At 70.9% G+C, this 15,402-nt stretch carries 11 protein-coding genes; 7 read left to right on the top strand and 4 right to left on the bottom strand.

Annotation, left to right across the window (positions count from 1 at the left end):
• Position 1 precedes the first annotated feature (1 nt).
• Entirely contained in the window at positions 2–586 is a 585-nt protein-coding gene (locus KIT14_23845) for a sigma-70 family RNA polymerase sigma factor (protein ID MCW5893560.1), read from the bottom strand.
• 56 nt (positions 587–642) lie between these two features.
• Positions 643–3,252 carry a DNA polymerase I gene (polA, locus tag KIT14_23840; protein ID MCW5893559.1) on the bottom strand — a complete coding sequence of 870 codons (2,610 nt, stop codon included), beginning with the start codon at positions 3,250–3,252 and terminating at the stop codon, positions 643–645.
• Between the two features lie 124 nt (positions 3,253–3,376).
• Between polA and KIT14_23835 the strand changes: the two genes are divergently transcribed.
• The 7 genes from KIT14_23835 (at position 3,377) to KIT14_23805 (ending at position 13,473) form a co-directional block, all read left to right on the top strand.
• Entirely contained in the window at positions 3,377–4,105 is a 729-nt protein-coding gene (locus KIT14_23835; protein MCW5893558.1) for an ATP-binding cassette domain-containing protein, read from the top strand.
• A complete protein-coding gene (locus KIT14_23830; GenBank protein MCW5893557.1) occupies positions 4,105–4,878 on the top strand; it encodes an ABC transporter permease subunit in 774 nt (257 codons plus the stop codon). The genes KIT14_23835 and KIT14_23830 overlap by 1 nt, the downstream gene beginning before the upstream one ends.
• Positions 4,879–4,882: 4 nt before the next feature.
• The gene (locus KIT14_23825) at positions 4,883–6,445 is read left to right on the top strand and encodes a GldG family protein (protein ID MCW5893556.1); all 1,563 of its coding nucleotides are present in this window, start codon (positions 4,883–4,885) and stop codon (positions 6,443–6,445) included.
• Positions 6,424–7,878: a DUF4340 domain-containing protein gene (locus KIT14_23820; GenBank protein ID MCW5893555.1), complete on the top strand. Its 1,455-nt coding sequence runs from the start codon at positions 6,424–6,426 to the stop codon at positions 7,876–7,878. The genes KIT14_23825 and KIT14_23820 overlap by 22 nt, the downstream gene beginning before the upstream one ends.
• 130 nt (positions 7,879–8,008) lie before the next feature.
• Positions 8,009–9,436: an MBOAT family protein gene (locus KIT14_23815; protein MCW5893554.1), complete on the top strand. Its 1,428-nt coding sequence runs from the start codon at positions 8,009–8,011 to the stop codon at positions 9,434–9,436.
• Between the two features lie 2 nt (positions 9,437–9,438).
• Positions 9,439–10,608, top strand: a complete 1,170-nt coding sequence (locus KIT14_23810) for a hypothetical protein (GenBank protein ID MCW5893553.1) — start codon at positions 9,439–9,441, stop codon at positions 10,606–10,608.
• 132 nt (positions 10,609–10,740) lie between these two features.
• Positions 10,741–13,473 carry a right-handed parallel beta-helix repeat-containing protein gene (locus KIT14_23805; protein ID MCW5893552.1) on the top strand — a complete coding sequence of 911 codons (2,733 nt, stop codon included), beginning with the start codon at positions 10,741–10,743 and terminating at the stop codon, positions 13,471–13,473.
• 34 nt (positions 13,474–13,507) lie between these two features.
• Here KIT14_23805 and KIT14_23800 read toward each other — a convergent pair whose 3' ends face one another.
• Positions 13,508–14,287 carry an adenylate/guanylate cyclase domain-containing protein gene (locus tag KIT14_23800; GenBank protein ID MCW5893551.1) on the bottom strand — a complete coding sequence of 260 codons (780 nt, stop codon included), beginning with the start codon at positions 14,285–14,287 and terminating at the stop codon, positions 13,508–13,510.
• On the bottom strand, positions 14,281–15,384 hold the full coding sequence (locus KIT14_23795) for a carboxymuconolactone decarboxylase family protein (protein MCW5893550.1): 1,104 nt from the start codon (positions 15,382–15,384) through the stop codon (positions 14,281–14,283). Before KIT14_23795 ends, KIT14_23800 begins: the two co-directional genes overlap by 7 nt.
• Between the last annotated feature and the right edge of the window lie 18 nt (positions 15,385–15,402).

Raw genomic sequence — 15,402 nt, 5'->3', positions numbered from 1 at the left:
GTCAGCGCAGGCTGCGCAACCGCTCCTGGAGCTGGCGTCGCGCGTAGTGGAGTCGGCTCATCACGGTGCCCTTCGGGCACCCGAGAACCTCGCTGATCTCCTCGTAGGAGAGCCCATCCACTTCGCGCAGGAGTATGACGGCGCGATGCTCGGGGGTCAACTCGGAGATGGCTCGGGCGAGGCCCGCAGAGATCTCCGCATCGCGGGCCCGCTGGAAGGGCTCGTCGGGTTCGCTGCCTTCGAGCGCGGCGGCAGGAATTTCCTCGCCCGTCGCCTCGCCATCGTTGCCGCGAGCATCGATGGGGACGTGGACGAGCTTCGCATCCCGCCGCTGATGATCGATACAGAGGTTGGCGGCGATGCGGTACACCCACGTGTAGAACGACGAATCGCCTTTGAACCGGTCCAGGCTCTGGTAGGCCTTGGTGAAGGTTTCTTGGACCACGTCGAGGGCGTCTTCCCTGTTCCTGAGCATTCCGAGCGCCAGAGCCGCCACCTTGCGCTGGTAGCGCTCGACCAGGGTCCGGAAGGCATCACGATCACCCTCCCGGGCCCGCCGTACGAGCTCCCAGTCGCTAGGCGCCACGGCCCGCTCGGCTTTCAGACGCCCCGACGATGGACCTATTCACCCGATCACGTGTGTCAGTGGACCTCGGCCCAGTTCGCCCCGATTCGTACCTCGGCCCGCAAGGGAACCCGCAGCGGCCAGACCTCCTCCATGACGGTCCGCACGAGACCCGCCGCCCGTTCCGCCTCCGCATCCGGGGCCTCCAGCACCAGCTCATCGTGCACCTGCAATAGCATCTGCGCTCGGAATCCCTCTGCACGCAGCCGGCGGCGCACCTCGAGCATGGCGAGCTTGATCAGATCGGCCGCCGACCCCTGGATCGGCGTATTGGTCGCCGCGCGCTCCGCGAACTGCCGCACGGCCGCATCGCGGGCGCCGATCTCGGGCAGGTAGCGGCGCCGGCCGAGGACGGTCGTAACGAAGCCGCAACGCCGCGCGCCGGCGATGGTGTCATCGATGAAGCGGCGCACGCGCGGGTAGCGCGTGAAGTAGCCCTCGATGTAGGCCTCGGCCTCGGCCAGCGAGACGCCGAGCTCGCGCGCCGCACGCGACGGGCCCATGCCATAGACGAGCCCGTAGTTGATCACCTTGGCCAACCGCCGCCCCTCGGCCGGCGGCAGCTCCTTGAAGACCTCGGCCGCCGTCGTCGCGTGCACGTCCGCCTCGGCTGCGAACGCGGCGCACAAGCCGGGGTCGTCGGCGAGATGGGCGAGCAGGCGCAGCTCGATCTGCGAGTAGTCGGCCGAGATCAGGCGCTGGCCGGGCGGTGCGACGAACGCGGCGCGGATGCGCCGGCCCTCCTCGCTGCGCACCGGAATGTTCTGCAGATTGGGATCGGAGCTCGAGAGCCGTCCCGTCGCCGCCACGGTCTGATTGAACGACGTGTGCAGACGACCGCTGTGCGGATCGACCAGCGCCGGCAGCGCATCGACGTACGTCGACTTGAGCTTCGAGAGCTGGCGCCACTCGAGGATCTTGCCCGGCAGCGGGTGCTCGCGCGCGAGCCGCGTCAGCACGTCGACATCGGTGGACAAGCCGGTCTTCCCGCGGCGGATGCCGCGCGTCGGGATCTTGAGCCGCTCGAAGAGCACCTCGCGCAGCTGCGGCGGCGAGCCGATGTTGAACGGGCCGCCGGCGAGCTCGTGGATCTCCGCCATCAGCCGGGCGAGCGACGCCTCGAGCTCCCCCCCGAGCCGCGTGAGCACCGGCACATCGAGGGCCACGCCGGCGAGCTCCATCTCGGCGAGGACCTCGGCGAGCGGCATCTCGACGTCACGGAAGAGCCGCTCCATCTCGTGCGCGCGGAGACGCTCCGAGAGGATGGGCACGAGACCATGGGCAGCGCGGGCCGCCCGCGCCGCGTTCGCAACGGCGTCCTCGTCCTCGGCACGCGGATGGCCGAGCAGCTCCTCGGCCAACGCGCCGATGCCGTGATCGGCGGCTGAGGGGTTGAGACAGTACGACGCCAGGCCGAGGTCGAACGCCGGCCCCCCGAGGCGTACGCCGCGCCGCGCGAGGGCGACGCGCGTCGCCTTCAGGTCGGCGCCGACCTTGGTGACCGCGAGGTCGTTCAGCACCGGCGCCAACGCCAGGAGCGCGCCGCTCGTGTCCGGGTCGCGCGCGACGACGACCGGATCGCTCGGCCCCGCGAGCGCGAGCACCGCGAGCGCCGCCGTGGTGGCGCGTGCGCCCTCGAGCACCGGCACGATCGCGACCGCCGACGCTGCCGCCAGCGTGCGCGCCGCCGTGGAGGCGGTCGCCGCGTCGACCTCGGTCGTCACGATCGCGACGGTCTCGCCGGCGACGCCGAGCTCGCGCAGGAGCGAGTGGATCTCGAGCTCCACCAGCAGTGGCCGCAGATGCTCCCGATCGGGCCCGCTCCAGCGCAGCGCCTCGAGCTCGAGCTCGAGCGGCAGATCGCACTGGATCGTGGCGAGCCGCTTGGAGAGCTGCGCCGTCTCGGCCTCGCGCGCAAGCGTCTCGGCCACCTTCTTCGCGCCGCGAATGCCGGTGCTCGGAACTTCGTCGAGCGAGGCGAGGATACGTTCGACCGGCCCGAGCTTCTGCACGAGCGCCATCGCCGTCTTCTCGCCCACGCCGGTGACACCGGGGATGTCGTCGATGGCGTCGCCCATGAGCCCGAGCACGTCGGGGACCAGGGCCGGCGGAACCCCGAAGCGCTCGACCACCTCGGCCGGCCCGAAGCGGCGATCGCGCATCGGGTCGAGCAGGCTCGTGCGCTCGTCGACGACCTGCATCATGTCCTTGTCGCCGGTGACGACCACGGTCGAGACGCCGGCGCGGCTCGCCTGCGTCACGAGCGTGCCGATGACGTCGTCCGCCTCGACCCCGGGCTCCTCGATCACCGGCAGCCGCAGCGCCTCGACCAGCCGGCGGATGTACGGGATCTGGGAGCGCAGCTCGTCCGGCATCCTCGCCCGCGAGGCCTTGTAGCCGTCGAACATGGCGTCGCGAAAGGTGGCGCGCCCCGGGGCGTCGAACACCACGGCGACGTGGTCGGGCCGTTCTTCGCGGATCAGCTTCGCGACCATCTTCGCGAATCCGAAGATGGCGTTCGTCGGCTGCCCGCGCGTCGTCGACAGCGCCGGGAGCGCATGGAACGCGCGATACACGTACCCGCTGCCGTCGATCAGATGCAGCCGCGGTGCGGTCGGAGATGGCATGTCGGAATGCGCGCGGGCGGGGAGGGACGGCGACGACCGGGGGGGACATTTCTTGACATCGTGCGGGCGCGTCGATAATAGCGCCCCGAATTTTCCGCCTCCGTCTGCGTCTCAGTCGAACTACATGATCGAAGTCGCAAACCTGAGCAAACGGTACGGCGACCTCACGGCCGTCACGAACGTCACGTTCACGGCGGAGCCCGGCGAGATACTGGGCTTCCTCGGTCCCAACGGGGCCGGGAAGACCACCACGCTGCGGATCATCACCGGCTACATGCCGGCGACGTCCGGCTCGGTCCGCGTCTGCGGCTTCGACGTGTTCGAGCAGTCGGACGAGGTGCGGCGACGCATCGGCTACCTGCCCGAGAACCCGCCACTCTACAACGAGATGACGGTCGTCCCGTACCTGCGCTTCGTCGCCAAGCTGCGGGGCATGAGCCGCGTCGACATCGAAACGGGGCTCGACCGCGTGCTCGACGCCTGCGGCCTCCGCAACGTCACCGGTCGCCTCCTCGGCCACCTGTCGAAGGGCTACCGGCAGCGCGTCGGCCTGGCGCAGGCGCTGATCCACGACCCCGAAGTGCTGATCCTCGACGAGCCGACCAACGGTCTCGACCCGGGGCAGATCCGCGACATGCTCGGCTTCATCCGCGGCCTCGGCGCCAAACACACCATCATGTTGTCGACGCACATCCTCTCGCAGGTCCTGAGCGCCTGCCAGAAGGTCGTCATCATCAACGAGGGCCGCGTGGTCGTCGAAGAGCAGCTGGCGACGCTCACCCAGGGCCGCACCCTCGAGGACGTCTACACGCAGGTGATCGCCCGCGGCGCCCACGAGGAGCCCGCCGCCTGATGCGCAACGCCTTCACGATCGCCGGACGCGAGGTGCGCTCGTACTTCTCCTCGCCCACCGCCTACGTGCTGCTGGCGGCGTTCCTGGCGCTCGCAGGCTACTTCTTCTGGGCCCTGCTGAGCGCGTTCAACCAGGCGCTGCAGATCTACAGCATGATGCGCCAACCGGAGATGCTCGAGCGCTTCAACTTGAACGAGATGGTGCTCCGCCCGATGCTGCACAACATGTCGGTGCTGCTCATCTTCATCGTTCCGGCGCTGACGATGCGCATGTTCCCCGAGGAGAAGCGCGCCGGCACCTACGAGCTGCTGCTGACGGCACCCGTGAAGGTCGGCGAGATCGTCCTCGGCAAGTTCCTCGGCGGCCTCGTGCTGGTCGTCCTCATGATCGGGCTCTCGGGCTTCTTCGGCCTCCTGCTGATGGCGTACGGCAATCCCGAGGTCCCGATGATGCTGATCGGCTACCTGGGGCTCTTCCTGGTCGCCGTCGCCTTCCTGGCGATCGGCACGCTGGTCTCGTCGTTCACCGACAACGTGGTGGTGGCCTACGTCGGCACCCTGTTCGCCCTGATGGTGCTCTACACGATCGGATGGGTGGGCGAGTCGGTGTCGGGCCCGTGGGCATCGATCATCAAGTACGTCTCGGTCACCGAGCACTTCACGGAGATCTCGAAGGGCGTCCTCGACTCGAAGGACATCGTCTACTTCACGACACTCCTCCTCGTCTCCCTCTTCCTCACCTACCGCTCGGTGGAATCGGTCCGCTGGAGATAGGCCGATGGGACGCTCTGCCTCGCTGCTGGGCCTCCTCGGGCTCCTGCTGCTCGCCTTCGGCCTCCTCGGCGCCATGTTCGTGGCGGCGCCGTTCCAGGACGGCTACGTCCTCCTGAACCTCATCCTCGGCGCCGCCTTCATGATCGCCTACCTCGCCTTCGGATTCGAGGGCTTCAAGTCGGCGGTCGGCCAGCGTTCCACGAAGTACGGCGCGAGCGCAGCCATCTACTCGCTGCTCTTCGTCGCGCTGATCGGCATCCTCAACTACTTCGGCACGCGCTACCACGTCCGCCGGGACTTCACGGAGGCCGGCGTCTACACCCTCTCGCCGCAGGCGAAGAAGGTGACCGAGGCGCTCGACGAGCCGCTGCGGATGACCGCCTTCGTGGAGGGCGGCATCGAGCCGCAGCTGCGCTCCCTGCTCGACAACTACCACGACGCCAATCCGTCCAAGGTCGAGACCTCCCTGGTCGATCCCGACAAGGAGCCGGCCCTCGTCGAGCAGATGAAGATCACGACCGTGCCGAGCGTGGCCCTCCAGTACGGCAAGGAGAGCTTCGTCGTCACCCAGCCGTCCGAAGAGACGATCACCAACGGCATCATCCGGGTGGCGCGCAGCACCAAGAAGGTCGTCTACTTCACCGAGGGCTTCGGTGAGGCCCCGATCGATGCCCCCGACGACCCGAAGGGCTTCTCGTCCGCGAAGCTGGCGCTCGAGCAGGAGAACTACGAGGTGAAGAGCCTCCTCCTGCCCTCCGTGGAGCAGATCCCCGACGACGCCAGCGTCGTCGTCATGGCCGGACCGACGCGCACGCTCACGCCCGCCGCCGTGGCCGCGGTCGACGCCTACCTCCGCCGCGGCGGCCGGCTGCTGGCGATGCTCGGTCCGCGCGCGAACGACCCGGAGCTCTACGCGCTGCTCGACCGCTGGGGCGCCAAGGTCGGCAGCGACATCGTCGTCGACACCGAGGTACGCCTGTTCGAGGGCCCGCGGCTCGGCGTCGTGCCGCTCAGCCGGACCTACGGCCAGCACCCGATCACCCAGAGCTTCCGTGACTTCACGGTCTTCCCGCAGACGTGCACGGTGGAGCCGGTCGAGGGCAAGCCGGGCCTCACCGCCACCAGCCTGGTCAAGACCAGCGATGCCAGCTGGGCCGAGACGAACGTCGCGGGTGTGTTCGAGCAGGGCGTCGCCGCGCTCGACGCCGATGACCGCAAGGGCCCGCTCTCGATCGGCGTCGCCGTCGATGCCAAGCCGAAGGACATGGGACTCGAGCCGCCGGCGACGGCCGACGAGTCCCGCCTGGTCGTCTTCGGGACGCGCGGCTTCGCCGACAACCAGCAGCTGGTGCAGTCGCGCCTCAACGCCGATCTCTTCCTCAACTCCGTCGGCTGGCTCGTCGGGCAGGAGGAGCTCGTCTCCATCCGCAGCAAGACGGTCCGCGCGTCGCGCGCCGACATCACCCCGGCGCAGGCGGCGCAGATATTCTACCTCTCCGTCCTCATCATCCCGGAGCTGCTGATCGCCCTCGGCATCTGGGTGTGGTGGCGCCGGAGATCGGCGTGAAGCTCGGGCGCATCGCCGTCCTCGCCCTGCTCGTCGTCGCGCTCGGCATCTACGTGTGGCGCGTCGAGCTGCCGAAGGCCGAGCAGGAAGCCGAAGGAACCAGGCTGGTCGACGTCCAGGAAGACGCGATCGACAAGATCGACCTCACCTTCCCCGACCGTCACATCGTCCTCGCCAAGCAGGACGGCCACTGGCGGCTCGAGCAGCCGCTCGACGCGCCCGCCGATGAGAGCGCCGTGAAGGGCCTGCTCACCGCCCTCACGACCGCGAAGGTGTCGAAGACGCTCGACGGTGAGACCGGTAACCTCGCGGTGTTCGGCCTCGACACCGGCACCCCGACCGTCGTGCTCACCGTGGGCAAGGATGCGACCGCGCCGATCCAGGTCGGCAAGGGCACGCAGATCGGCGGCAAGGTCTACGTCCGCCGCGGCGACGGCCCGGTCATGCTCGTGGCGTCGCCGCTGAAGGTCGGGCTCGACAAGCAGGTGAAGGACCTGCGCGACAAGCAGATCATGTCCTTCACCGACGATCAGGTGGAGCGCATCGACGTCACGCCGGCCGACGGCCCGCCGAGCGCCCTCGTACGCAAGGATCGCGACGCCTGGGTCGTCGAGCCCGGCGACCACGTCGCCGACCCCACCGAGGTGCGCACCTACCTCGCCTCGCTGCGCTCCGCCCGCGCCGTCGACTTCCCCGCCGACGTCGACACGGCCCAGGCCGGGCTCGACACGCCGCGCCTCACCGTCACCGCGACGCTGAAAGACGGCGCGCCGGCACAGACGCTGCTGCTCGGCGGCGAGCACACGGACGGCAGCGCCAAGCAGACGTACGTGAAGCGCGCCGACCAGCCGACCATCTACGCGCTCGGCGAGTGGTCCTGGCGGGCGCTCGCGAAGGACGCCGCCCAGTTCCGCGACAAGACGCTCCTCGGCTTCGCCCCCGAGCGCGTGGGCCGCGTCACCATCGAGCGCAAGACGGGGATCGGCGCGACGCTGACCCGCACGCCCACCGGGTGGTCGGTCGAGGGCGGCGATGCGACGGCGCCGGTCCGGGGGGGCGCGATCACGCGCCTGCTCGACGACCTCCGCGACCTCCGCGGCTCCGCCATCGTCGCCGAGCCGCCCGGCGACCTCGGACCCTTCGGTCTCGATGCCCCGGACCTGCGCTTCACGCTCGTCGACACGGCTGGGAAGAGCCTCGGCACCGTGCTGCTGGCGCGCGTCGGCGAGGAGCACTACGGCATGCGCGAGGGCGGCCCTACCGTGTTCGCGGTGCGCGACTACATGTACACGCGCCTCGACAAGCAGGCGGCCGACTTCCGCGGCCCGGAGACCGTGGCGCCCGCCCCCGAGGGCGCCGGCCTCCCGCCCGGCATGGCGATCCCCGGCCTCGGCGTCCCGGGCGCCGACGACGAAGACCCCGACGCCGAGTAGCGCCGAGGCGCGTCGCCCGCGGCGCGCGACCTACTGACCCGTTCGTGGCGCCAGCGCGTGCGCCGGCGCCACGCGACGGGCCTTGCGCGTTGCGCCGAGGCGGGTTCCGTGCCAAGGCAGCGCGACTCCGATGGTCTTCGCGTCACCGGTGTTTCTGTTCCTGTTCCTGCCGCTGCTCCTGGTTCTCCACGCTGGGACGCCGCACGCCTGGCGAAACGGCCTGCTCCTCGCTGCCAGTCTATTCTTCTATGCCTGGGGGGAGATCCGTTTCCTCTGGGTGATGCTGCTCTCGATCGTCGCCAACTACGGCTTCGGCCTGGCCATGGCACGGCGCCCGGACAGCCGCGCGCTCTTCGTCGTCGCGACCGGTGCGAACCTCCTCTTGCTCGCGGCCTTCAAGTACGCCGACTTCCTCGTCGCGAACGTGAACCGGCTCGGCGCCCTGGCCGGCCTGCCCGTGCTCCCGATGCCGCACGTACACCTGCCCATCGGCATCTCGTTCTTCACCTTCCACAGCCTCTCGTACCTGTGGGACGTGCGCCTCGGGAAGGTCCCGGCCCAGCGACGGCTCGTCGACTTCGCGCTCTACATCGCGCTCTTCCCGCAGCTCATCGCCGGGCCGATCATTCGCTACCACTACCTGGCGCCGCAGCTCGCCGCGCGCACCCTCGACGTCGACGGAGCCGCGGAAGGCATTCGGCGCTTCGTCGTCGGGCTGGCGAAGAAGATGCTGATCGCCAACGTCGTCGCGGTGCCGGTCGACGCCATCTACGCGCTTCCGCCCGGCGAGATCACGGCGGCGCTCGCCTGGTTCGGGGCAGCCTGCTACATGCTGCAAATCTACTTCGATTTCTCCGGCTACTCGGACATGGCCATCGGCCTCGCGCGCCTGTTCGGCTTCGTCTTCCCGGAGAACTTCGCCTATCCGTACGTGGCCACGTCCATCACCGACTTCTGGCGCCGCTGGCACATCACGCTCTCCACCTGGTTCCGCGACTACCTCTACGTTCCGCTCGGCGGGAACCGCACCGGCGCCGCACGCACGTACCGCAACCTGGCGACCGTCTTCTTCCTCTGCGGGCTCTGGCACGGGGCGAGCTGGACGTTCGTGGTGTGGGGCCTCTACCACGGCGCGTTCCTGATCCTAGAGCGCACCCCGTTCGGGCGCCTGCTCCAGCGCACCCCGCGCGTCGTGCAGCACGCCTATGCCTCGCTCGTCGTCCTCGTCGGCTGGGTGTTCTTCCGTGCCGACTCCTGGCCGCAGGCCGCGGCGATGCTCCGCGCGATGGTCGGCCTGGGCGCCGCCGAGAGCGTCCAGTTCCACGTCGCCCTCTACGCCGACCACCTCGTGCTCCTGGCCATGGCCGCGGGCATCGTCGCCGCGACGCCGCTCGCCCCCGCCGCGCGGGCGTCGCTCGCGCGCCTGAAGGAGCGCGCGCCGCAGCATGCGTTGGTCGGCGAGTTCGTCGGCTTCGCCGCGGTCGCCGGCCTCTTCCTCCTCGCCGCCGCACGCCTCGCGGCAGGGACCTACAACCCCTTCATCTACTTCCGCTTCTGACGGTGCCGACCCGCCCTCGCCATCCGCGCGTCCTCCAGCACGTCACCATCGCGGTGTTCGCCGTCGCGCTCGTGGTGCCGATCGCCGTCAACGTCTTCGGGCGATCCGGGTTCATGGCGGAGAATCGCCGGCCGGAGCCGCCCCCGACGTTCGCACTAGACCTCGACACGCTGGCGCAGTTCCCCGCAGCCTTCGAGCGCTGGTTCGGCGACCGCTTCGGGCTGCGCGACGTGCTGGTCCGACTGCACGCCCGCCTCCTCGTCCAGGGGCTCCGGGTCTCACCGTCGCCGAGCGTCGTCCTCGGGCGCGACGGATGGATGTATCTCGCGACCGACTACACGATGATCGACTATCGACGGCTGGCCCCGTTTCCGCGTCCCCTCCTGACGAGGTGGGTGGAGAGCCTCGAGGGCGCCGACCGATGGCTCCGCGCGCGCGGGAGCCGTCTCGTGGTCGTCATCGCCCCCAACGGGCAGACGATCTACCCGGAGTACGTTCCCCGCTCCTACAACCGTCTCCATCGACCGTCGCGACTCGGACAGCTCGCGCGGCACCTGGCATCGAGCCCGGTCGAGTTCGTCGACCTGCGACGACTTCTGCGCGACGCGAAAGCCCGCGAGCGGGTCTGGCACATGACGGACAGCCACTGGAACGACCGGGGCGCTTTCGTCGCGTCGCAGGCCGTCATCGAGCGCGTCCGCACCTTTCTACCGGCGGTCCCGCCGCTCGGGCGCGACGCCTACGAGGCGCGCGAAGCGCTGGATCTGGGCGGGGATCTGACCGGCATGCTCGGCCTGCGCGACGTCCTCCTCGAGCGCCACCAGCGTCTGATCCCCCGCCGCCCGCCGCGCGCGAGGCCGGCCGAGGCCAACGTCGCGTTCGACCCCGGCAAGCTCGACGTCTGGGCCCACCCCAGCGCGACCGAGATCGACGATCCCGCCGCGCCGCGTGCCGTGATGTTCCGGGATTCGTTCGGGACCGCGATGATGCCGTTCCTGTCGGAGCGCTTCCGGCGCATCGTCTACGTCACCGGATATCGGCTCGATCCCGAGATCATCGCACGCGAACGCCCCGACGTCGTGATCCTGGAGATCGTCGAGCGGCGGCTGCTCGTCGTCGATCCGGTCGAGGACGTGGCGCGCGCGCAGATGGCGCCGGCGCAGACGCCGTGAGCCGTGCTAGTTCAGACGCGCGACGCACGGGCGCCGCACACCGACGTCATCATGGTCGTTTCCACACTCCGCAGCGGCCATCGACCCGAAAGCACTTGCCCCACCGCCTGGCATCGACCTTGCTCCATCGCCTTGGTGATGCCCTTCGCGCGACTGCTCCTCGGCGTGGTGCTGCTCTCGAGCCACGCCCGAGCGGCCACGGTAGCGGTGCCCGGCGACTATCCCACCGTCCAGGCCGCCCTGGCCGGCGCTCTCGACGGCTCGGTGATCCAGCTGGCGGACGGCCACTACGCCGAGGCGCTCGGCATCGACAACTGCGATCGCGCGCTCACGCTGCGTGGCAACCTCGACGACCCGAGTCGGGTCGTCGTCGATGCCACCGGCAAGGGCGACGCCGCCCTTCGCGTCACGGGCTGCGGTGCCGACTTCGTGGTCGAAGGGCTGACGTTCACCGGGGGTACCGGACTCCACGGGAACGGCGGCGGGCTGTTCATCGCCCATTCCCAGGCCGTCTTCCGACGCTGCCGGTTCACCGGGAACCATGCCGGCGGCGACGGGGGCGCCATCTACGCCCTCAGCGCGGGCGGCGTCTTCGAAGACTGCGAGTTCACCGCCAACACCGCGGGCCGGCTCGGCGGCGCCATCCTCCTGCACGGCGACGTGACGGCGCCGTCGACGACGCTCTTCTCGCGCTGCACCATCTCCGGGAACGCAGCGGGCGTCACAGAGCCCTCGTGGGGTTGGGGCGGCGGCGTCTACATGGACAACTCGTCCCCGACGTTCGTCGGCTGTACGATCAGCGACAACCACGGCCACTTCGCCGGCGGCGGCGCCGCGGTCGTCGGGATGGCGGGCAGCACCACCGAGCCCATCTTCCGGGACACCCTGCTCACGGGCAACGTCGTGTCTCCCGCTCCCCCGGCGAACGAGGGCCAAGGCGGCGGTCTGCACATCGAGCGCGACGCGCGGGTCACGCTCGATCGCGTCGTCGTCCGCGGCAACCACGCGAACTCCGGCGGCGGCCTCAGCACCTACCTGGCGACCTACGACATCGTCGACTCGGTGATCGCCGACAACGTCGCCGAGATGAACCTCCCCCTCGGGGCGGGCGGCTGGGGCGGAGGCGTGTTCGCGATCTCCGTCATCGTGCCCGAGCTCCACTGGCACCTCGGCGCCAGCGTCACGCTCACGCGCAGCGTGATCCGCGGCAACCTGGCGACGTGGGCAGGCGGGATGCTGGTGCAGGGCGACTTCGGCGGCATGACGACGAATCGCGCCGCGCTGACGATGCGCAGGTCGATCGTCGCGGACAACACGGCGCTCGACTACGGCGGCGGCGTGCTCCTCGATCGTGCCGACGCGGTCGTCGAGGAGACCCTCGTCCTCGCGAACCGGACGCAGACGTCCTGGGGCGCGGGCATGCTCGGCGTCGGCAGCGCGTCGATGCGCATCACGGACAGCGTGTTCGCGGGCAACCACGCCGCCGGGATCGGCGGCGGGGTGATGCTCGCCGCGGGCTCGTACCTCGAGCTGGACCGTGCCCGCTTCCTCGGCAACCTCGCGGACCACACCGCCGGCGGCAGTGCGATCGGCGTGACCGACCAGGCCGGCCCCACGACGGCGCAATCCGCCGGCTGGGTGCGCAACTCCTACTTCCATCAGGACGTCGGCGCGTCGGAGATCTTCGAGGCGAGCTGCAATCCCGCCTCCGCGAGCCGCATCACCTACGACGACAACCGATTCACGACGAGTGACGTGGTCTACGGCCGCAATTGCCACCCCGACGCGAGGACGCCGACGGCCTTCGACGCCGTCCCCGGAAAGGCGTCGGGCAGCACCAGCGGCGGCACCAGCTTCACCGCGTTCCGCGCGGCCCCGACGACCATCTCGTCGGGCCAGCCGAGCACGCTCGCCTGGGCGATGACGTCCACCGAGAACCGTTCCATCGGCGAGGGCGTGGGAGCCGTGGCCACCCCATTCGGCATCGCCAACGTGAGCCCCGCCATCACGACGACGTACGAGCTGAAGGAGCGGACCTCGACCCTCGCCGCGGCGACGGTGACGGTCACGTGTGCCACCTTGGGTACCGCGATCGCGGCCTCGCCCACGAACGGCGACACGCGCATCACGCCCGCTGGTCCCGTCCTCACCTGGTACGCCGCGAGCGGCGCGAGCTCGTACGACATCTACTTCGATTCCGCCGGCACGGCGACGACGCGCGTCGCCTCGGGGCTCACCGGCACGTCCTTCGCCCCCGGAAGGCTCGAGCGCGGCACGAGGTACCACTGGCGGGTGGTCGCGCAGAGCCCGGCATGCGAAGCCCCCAGCACCAGCCCGGTCTTCACGTTCACGACGTGCTCCAGCGACTCGTGCGATTTCGAGGACGACTTCGGCGACGGCGACGCGAGCGACTGGGTCCGGCGCGGCAAGGGATCGGCGACGGTGACCGACGGACGCCTGATCCTCACCGGCCGGCCGCAGATCCGTGTCCTCGCGCCGGTCCCGCCGCAGGCCGACGGCACGTTCAGCGTCACGCTCGAGCTGCTCGCCGGCCGACAGGTTCGCCTGCTCACCGGCGTCGCGGACGCGTCGCACTACCGCGAGCTCGTCATCAAGAAGAGCGGACGCTGGAAGCTGCGCGAGCGCAGCGGCCGGCGGCGCCGAACGATCGGCTCCGCCCGCAGACCCCTCGCCGGGGTCACGACGGTCACGATCAGCACGAGCGGGAAGACCGTCGCGGTGACGGTCGACGGCGCGAGCCTCCTCACCGGCGAGACGGCGAAGGCCGCGACCGGACAGCTCGGCATCCAGGCGATCCGGAGCACGGTCGCGGTCGACGACGTCCGGATCGGTACCGGCGGCTGACCGCGAGCGCCCGCGCGAGCCGATCCGTGCCCCGCTACTCCGCCGGCGCCGCGACGCCGGCCTCGACGGCGAACGTCGAGACCGGCTCTGCCACCCCGGGGACCATCGCCGGCGGGAGCGCGCGCAGGCGGACGCGCGGATCGAGCACGTCGCGCACCGCCGATGTCACGAGCACGTCCGTCCCGTGCTCGCGCGTGAGCCGCTCGACCCGGGACGCCAGGTTCACCGTAGCGCCGATCACGCCGTACTCGACGAGCAGATCGGTGCCGAGCAGCCCGGCGACGACCGGGCCGCGGTGGATGCCCACGGCGATCGCGAGCGGCGGGAGCCCCTGGTCGCGCAGGCGCGCGTTGTAGCCGCGCACCGCGGCACGCATCGCCAGCGCGGCGCGCACGGCGTCGTCGGTCTGCCAGGGGTTCGCCTCCAGCGCTCCGAACAGCGCGAGGAAGCCGTCGCCGAGGAACTTCGCCAGGTGACCGCGGTGGGCGGCGACGGCGTCGGCCATCGCCGCGAACCAGCCGTTCAGCATCCGCACGAGATCGCTCGGGGGCATGGTCTCGGCGAGCGCGGTGAAGCCGCGCAGGTCGGCGAAGAGCACCGTCACCTCCTTGGTGACGGGCATCGTCGACACGCCGCGGGCGATGATGTCCTCGACCACCTCCGCGGGCGCGAAGCGCGTGAAGCTCTGCTGCAGCCTCTCCAGCTCGCGCGACGCGGTCGCCAGCCGCTCCGCCAGCGCCGTAGCCCGTCGACGCGCCCGGAGCGCGACCACGGCGAGCGCCGCCGCGACGGCGCCGAGCAGCGCGGTCAGCACGCGTCGAGCATGGCGCCGATGCGCACGGCGCCGTTCGCGAGCGCGAGGAAGCCGACCAGCTCGACGGTCTCGTCCGCGCCGAGCGTCGTCGCCGCCGCCCGCAGCCGCTCCTGGATCACGGGCACCTGGTAGTGCACCGACTCGCGCGCCAGCGCGAGCAGCTGCGCCTCGCGGGCGTCGACGCCGGGGCCGCCGAGGTGTGCGAGCACGCCTGCGACCTCGACGGGCGCCACGCCCTCGCGCCAGAGCGCGTCCACGGCCTCCCGCTCGTTCGCCGGGCAGCCGAGCGCGCGCGCCACGACGCCCCAGCAGAGGAGCTTCGTTCGGCGCGGGAGGATCGACGAGGCGAACGCGGCGTCGATCGCCTCGCGCAGCGCGGCCGCAGCCGGCACCTCGCCGAGGGCCGCGACCACCGCGTCGCCGACGCCGCCCGTCGCCGCGGGCGCGGGCATGGGCCGGCCGCGCGGATGCGCGAAGCGTCGCCGAACGAGCCGCGAGACCAGCGGCATGAGGAGCCGGCCGAGCGGATGCTCGGCCGCGAGCTCGAAGCTCTCCGGCGGCATCGCGACGAGAGTGGAGAGGCGATTCGCGTAGACCACGGCGCCGGCGGCGAAGACGAGCTCGGGCACGGCCGCGGCCGGGAAGCCGCCGTCGACGAGCGCCGTGCGGTCGGCGGCGCCCGGCCGGGGCTGTGCCCGTGACACCCGGCGGGCGAAGCCCAGCGCCGCCCGCTCGATCGGCGAGACGTCGGCACGATCGAGGTCGTGCGCCAGCCGATCGATCTCGGCCTCGCGATAGCCGAGGATGCGCAGCAGCGTGCGCTGGGTCCCGAAGCAGTAGCGACACGAGTTGTCCTGGCTCACGACGAGCGTCGCCAGCTCCCAGAGACGCGACGGCAGGTGGGCGAGAGGCGCACCCAGGAGCCCGATGTTGCAGCGCACGACCCACGGCGCCGGTGCGAGGACGCCCGCCCAGATCGGCACCGTCCCGAGGTGCCGGCGTACCTCGCGCGCCAGCTCGGGAGGCGGCGGATCCGTGGGCAGCGGACACGCGCCCCACGGCATGTCCTCGCGGACGCTCGGGCTCGGCTCGGCCACCTCTCGCGCTGCTAGCGC

Source organism: bacterium (assembly GCA_026129405.1).
Lineage (GTDB): Bacteria > Desulfobacterota > Binatia > DP-6 > DP-6 > JAHCID01.
This window is presented reverse-complemented; position numbering and strand designations above follow the sequence as displayed.